Source organism: Dietzia maris (genome assembly GCF_014144855.1).
Classification (GTDB): domain Bacteria; phylum Actinomycetota; class Actinomycetes; order Mycobacteriales; family Mycobacteriaceae; genus Dietzia; species Dietzia kunjamensis.
On record NZ_JAALDN010000048.1, the window covers coordinates 1 to 4,520 of the forward strand.

Annotated in this window: 8 protein-coding genes; 4 read left to right on the top strand and 4 right to left on the bottom strand. The window is 70.1% G+C overall.

All coding sequences use genetic code 11. The features are described 5' to 3' along the window. The coding region (locus tag G6024_RS01845) for a YbaK/EbsC family protein (protein WP_235027720.1) at positions 1 to 446 on the bottom strand (446 nt) is incomplete at its 3' end. A gap of 106 nt (positions 447 to 552) precedes the next feature. On the opposite strand from G6024_RS01845, the gene G6024_RS01850 reads away from it, so the two are divergent. Further along, the gene (locus tag G6024_RS01850) at positions 553 to 1,230 is read left to right on the top strand and encodes a sigma-70 family RNA polymerase sigma factor (RefSeq protein ID WP_067712319.1); all 678 of its coding nucleotides are present in this window, start codon (positions 553 to 555) and stop codon (positions 1,228 to 1,230) included. Beyond that, positions 1,230 to 1,556, top strand: coding sequence for a zf-HC2 domain-containing protein (locus G6024_RS01855; protein WP_067712322.1), 327 nt, complete (start codon positions 1,230 to 1,232; stop codon positions 1,554 to 1,556). The genes G6024_RS01850 and G6024_RS01855 overlap by 1 nt, the downstream gene beginning before the upstream one ends. A gap of 79 nt (positions 1,557 to 1,635) precedes the next feature. Here the strand turns inward: G6024_RS01855 and G6024_RS17135 are convergent, their stop codons facing one another. After that, a complete protein-coding gene (locus tag G6024_RS17135) occupies positions 1,636 to 1,710 on the bottom strand; it encodes a 50S ribosomal protein bL37 (RefSeq protein WP_370452405.1) in 75 nt (24 codons plus the stop codon). 104 nt (positions 1,711 to 1,814) lie between these two features. On the opposite strand from G6024_RS17135, the gene G6024_RS01860 reads away from it, so the two are divergent. Continuing rightward, positions 1,815 to 2,030: a biotin/lipoyl-binding carrier protein gene (locus tag G6024_RS01860; RefSeq protein WP_067712324.1), complete on the top strand. Its 216-nt coding sequence runs from the start codon at positions 1,815 to 1,817 to the stop codon at positions 2,028 to 2,030. Between the two features lie 115 nt (positions 2,031 to 2,145). Here the strand turns inward: G6024_RS01860 and G6024_RS01865 are convergent, their stop codons facing one another. Next, positions 2,146 to 2,394, bottom strand: a complete 249-nt coding sequence (locus G6024_RS01865) for a WhiB family transcriptional regulator (protein WP_067712327.1) — start codon at positions 2,392 to 2,394, stop codon at positions 2,146 to 2,148. A gap of 388 nt (positions 2,395 to 2,782) precedes the next feature. On the opposite strand from G6024_RS01865, the gene G6024_RS01870 reads away from it, so the two are divergent. Further along, complete coding sequence (locus tag G6024_RS01870) at positions 2,783 to 3,211, top strand: hypothetical protein (protein ID WP_159147763.1); 429 nt, start codon at positions 2,783 to 2,785, stop codon at positions 3,209 to 3,211. Positions 3,212 to 3,250: 39 nt separating this feature from the next. On the opposite strand, the gene G6024_RS01875 is transcribed toward G6024_RS01870, so the two are convergent. Continuing rightward, positions 3,251 to 4,520 (bottom strand): Rv3212 family protein (locus tag G6024_RS01875; protein ID WP_159147765.1); only part of this gene is annotated, 1,270 nt, incomplete at its 5' end.

A 4,520-nucleotide genomic window follows, 5' to 3' on the forward strand; every position in this document is an offset into this window, starting at 1 on the left:
CCGGCGCTGCACAGGATCGTGGGATGGGCCAGGGCCGAGGCGTCCACCACCGTCGCCAGGGGGCGACGCTGGCAGACGGGCGACACGCCCCCGACGACGTACCCGGTGCTCTTCTCCGCCACGTCGATCGGCGCCAGGGCGGCCTTGCCGCACCCCAGGGCGGCGGCCGCGGCCTTGAGGTCCAGCGAGGAGGTCACGGGCAGGACCGCCACCGCGAGCGGGACCCGTGACCCCTCGGGAGGTCTGCCGGTGGCCAGGACCAGTGTCTTGAACACCCTGTTCGCGGCCACCCCCAGTCGGTCGCCCATCACGCGGGCCGCCTCGTCGCCGTAGGTCGCGTCACCGGTCACCTCGTAGGTGTGCACGGTGTGGTCGATGTCGGCGTCGCGCAGCGCGACGATCGCCGGGGTCGCCGCGGCGCCGCCTCGTCCCTTCCTGCTGCCCACGGGACGGGAGCCTAGCGGGTGACGGGGTCCGGAATACCGCGACGGCCCACCGCGTTGATTCCCAGCAGGTACCCGGGGTAGGTCCCGGGTCGGAAGGGAGGGTGCGATGCGGACCGCGGTCCTCGACGCCCCGGGCGTGCGGTTAGACTCCGGGACACCGACAGGTGAGGAGTTCCGGTTGCCGACCGAGTTGCAGCCCGACGAGGCCGACCAGCGCGCAGAGAAGTTCGAGGAGCTGGCGATGCCTCTCCTCGACCAGCTCTACGGCGCGGCCTTGCGGATGACCCGGAATCCCGCCGATGCGGAGGACCTGGTGCAGGAGGCCTACGCCAAGGCCTTCGCGGGATTCCACTCGTTCAAGCCGGGGACCAACTTCCGCGCGTGGATGCATCGCATCCTCACCAACGCCTACATCAACCACTACCGCAAGCGTCAGCGCCAGCCCGCGCAGTACCCGACCGATGAGATCACGGACTGGCAGTTGGCCGCCGCGGCCGAGCACACCTCGACGGGCCTCCGCTCGGCGGAGGTCGAGGCGATGGAACTGCTGCCGGACGACGAGATCCGGGCGGCCCTCGCCGAGCTGCCGGAGGAGTTCCGGATGGCGGTGTACTACGCCGACGTCCAGGACCTGCCGTACAAGGAGATCGCGGAGATCATGGACACCCCGCTGGGGACCGTGATGTCGCGTCTACACCGCGGTCGCAAGCAGCTGCGCGAGCTGCTGCGCGACGTGGCCACCGAGCGGGGTTTCGGCCGCGACCGCGAGGAGGGGGCGAAGTGATGAGGGAGCACGACCCACGACTCGACGAGATCGACTGTCGGTCGGCGAAGCGCGACCTGTCCCTGCTGGTGGACCTCGAGTGCGACGACGCCTGCCGCTCTCGACTCGAACATCATCTCGCGGGGTGTCCAGACTGCCGGGAGTTGTTCCTCTCGGAGCGCCGCCTCAAGGCGAAGCTCTCCAGTTCGTGCTGCGAGAAGGCTCCGACCGGGCTGCGGGAACGCCTGATGGTGGAGATCCGACGCACGACGGTGACCACGACGGATGCGGACGGCACCACCGTGGTTCACAGACACACGACCGTCGAGAGACGCGACTTCGGCTGATCCGCGGACGCGGTGACGGACGACGAGGGGGCGGGCACCGGTCAGGTGCCCGCCCCCTCGTCGTCCACGGCGTCCGGACTCAGCTGTTCGGACGCTTACCGTGGTTGGCGTTCTTCTTACGGCGATCCCGCCTCTTGCGGCCACGCTTGCTCATGGTCGCCTCCTTTCGTCGGTGTACAAGTCTTCCATGCGCGGGCCCGTGTGGTTGCATTGGAGGTGTCCGGGGGCCGTTGTCGAGGAAGCAGAGGAATAATCCATATGACTGAACAGGTCCGTGCCGAGATGGTCGCTAACGTCTTGGAGGTCGTCGCGGCGGTCGGCACCGAGGTCGCCGAGGGCGACACGATCGTTCTCCTGGAGTCGATGAAGATGGAGATCCCGGTGCTGTGTGAGGGCTCGGGAACCGTGACGGAGGTCGCGGTGAAGCCCGGCGACGTCATCCAGGCGGGCGATCTCATCGCCGTCATCGACTGACCGATCGGCCGCCACAACGGCGGGAGGCCGGTTCCCACCCTGATCGGGTCGGGAACCGGCCTCTCGTACGCTGGCCGTCCTGGGGTCGGACGACGGCCGCGTCAGACGGTCGGGGTCAGACCGTGGTCCGGGTGCGGGCGCGGCGACGCTTGAGGGCGCGACGCTCGTCCTCGCTCATGCCGCCCCACACGCCGGCGTCCTGGCCGGACTCGAGGGCCCAGGTCAGGCACTCGGCGGTGACGGGGCAGCGGTTGCAGACGATCTTCGCCTCGGCGATCTGCGCGAGGGCGGGGCCGGAATTGCCGACGGGGAAGAACAGCTCGGGATCCTCGTCGCGGCAGATGGCCTTGTGGCGCCAGTCCATGGGAACTCCTTCGTCGTGAGACCGAGGTCGGGTGCGCCGGGCAGCACGAACACGCGCCGTTCAGGCGTGGACCTGTACGATCGACGTGAGAACGTGCGTGTTCGGTGACACCCGACGGGGTGGTGGGGGTTGTACCCGCTCCGCGGGCTCACTCCTGCTGGAGTGGCTCCCGGTTAAGGCAAGGCAAACACGGTGTGTATGCGCTGTTACAACTGATCGTCCCACGATTCCCTGACAAGTCAACCCTCTTGAACCTCGATGTGGTAAACGTCACGCGCTTTGTCAAATCGGCGCGAAAGCGCACACCAGAGGCTGTTATCGCCTAGGCGGAGCGCGCCCCACCAGGGGTGTGGGGCCCGGTGGATCCGGTGCCACATAGTCTTGAGAGGTGAACGTGAGACGACAGGACGAGCCCCGTGTTCCGCCAGACCCGCGGATCGCGATCCCCGGCCCGGTCCGCCTCGCCGGCTGGATCGCCTCTGCTCAGGGGCTCATCGGCGTGGGCATCGCGGTGGTCCTGTTGATCCGTGCGATCGGCGGCCACCGCGAGGAGACCGTGGTCATCAGCGGGTACGGGACCGCCGTGTGGTTCGCGATCCTCGGGGGCGGGTTGTTGGCCGCCGGGCTGGGACTGCTGCGCGGTCGGCGGTGGGGCCGCGGTCTGGTGGTGATCGCCGAGCTGCTGCTGCTCTTCGTCGCGTGGTACGTGGGGGTGGGGTCGCACCAGTACCTGGCCGGGATCGCCCTGGCGGTGGTGTGTGCCTCCGCCCTGGTGGCGTTGTTCCGGCGCGACGCCGTCGAGTGGTACGCCGCCTGACCGACTGGTACGCCGCCCGGCCAGCCGTCCGCGGCCCGGTCAGGCCAGCAGCTTGTAGGCGTGGATCGAGCCGCCGCGGCGTTCGTAGAGGATGTCGCCGATCTGCGCCAGCCCGGTGACGCCGTCGCCCTCCGCGGAGGTGGCACCCAGCCGGAGTGTCTCGACGCCCGAGTCGTGATCCAGGAGACCGAAACCGCCGGCGACGGGGAGCAGTACCCAATCCCGCGCGGTGGTGACGTCGGGGTCGGGTGACCACCCGCCGGTCAGGCCCGGGCCGGTGGCCCCGCCGGCCGTCCAGGTGTGCTGGCCGGTATCGGTCCGGAAGGCGTGGGTGGCGCCGCCGTCGAACCACCGTGCCTGGGTGTCATCGCCGGAGAGTGTGGTGGCGCCCGGTTTCGCCGCGGGCTCAGAGTCCAGTCGCAGGACGGGGGAGTACTGGCGCGGGGAGGTGAACCATTCGACGGCCCAGGCGCCGTCGCGGTCGGTCAGTGCGAGGACGCCCTCGTCGGTGACGTCGATGATCCACAGGCCCCGGGCGCCGGTGGTCTCCGAGGCGATCTCCTCGGGCTTGCGGCTGTCCTCGGGGACGGTCTCGGCGAGCGTGAGCCGTGTGGAGTCGTCGCCGGGGCAGCGTTCGGCGACGGCGAACCGGTCGTCGGTGAGGTCGGCCGTTCCGAGGGTGCAGCCGGTACGTGGTTGCATGTCGGCTTCCTGGGGCGCCTCGACGGCGCCGTACTCGACGGTGCGGACGAGGTCGTCGCGCCAGATCTCGAGCCGCTCGGGGCTCGAGGCCAGCGCGTGCCGCCAGGTCGAGGTCAGTTCCATCGCGTCGGGGAAGGCGCTCTGTCGGGTGCTCGTGTACTGCTGCGTCGTCGGATCGAGGGCGGTGACGTCACTGCACCCGGCGGCCCCGTCGAACGCCGCGGCGAGGATGTCGGCGTAAAACGTGGCCGCGCAGGGACGTCCGGCGTGTGAATACGTCCACCGCTGCTCGCCCGAGCCCGCGTCGCGGCCCACGAGGGTCCCGTCGTCGTCGAGGGTGACGAGGTTGCCCTTGGTGGTCAGTGGGGCGCCCGCGCCCCCCGACGCGTGGGACCACAGGGGCTGGAGTGAGGTGGGGCGTTCGACTGCGGGCCCGTAGACGGGCTGCTCGTCGTCGGCGGCGCGGAAGTGCGAGCGGTTCGCGCTTCCCGACAGCAGGACGGCGGCGGCCACCACCGCCATGACGACGACGATGACGGCCGCGGTGACCAGATCGCGCCGTGTCCCCCGTTCGGAGGGCACACCGGGGAACCGTCGGCCCGGGCCG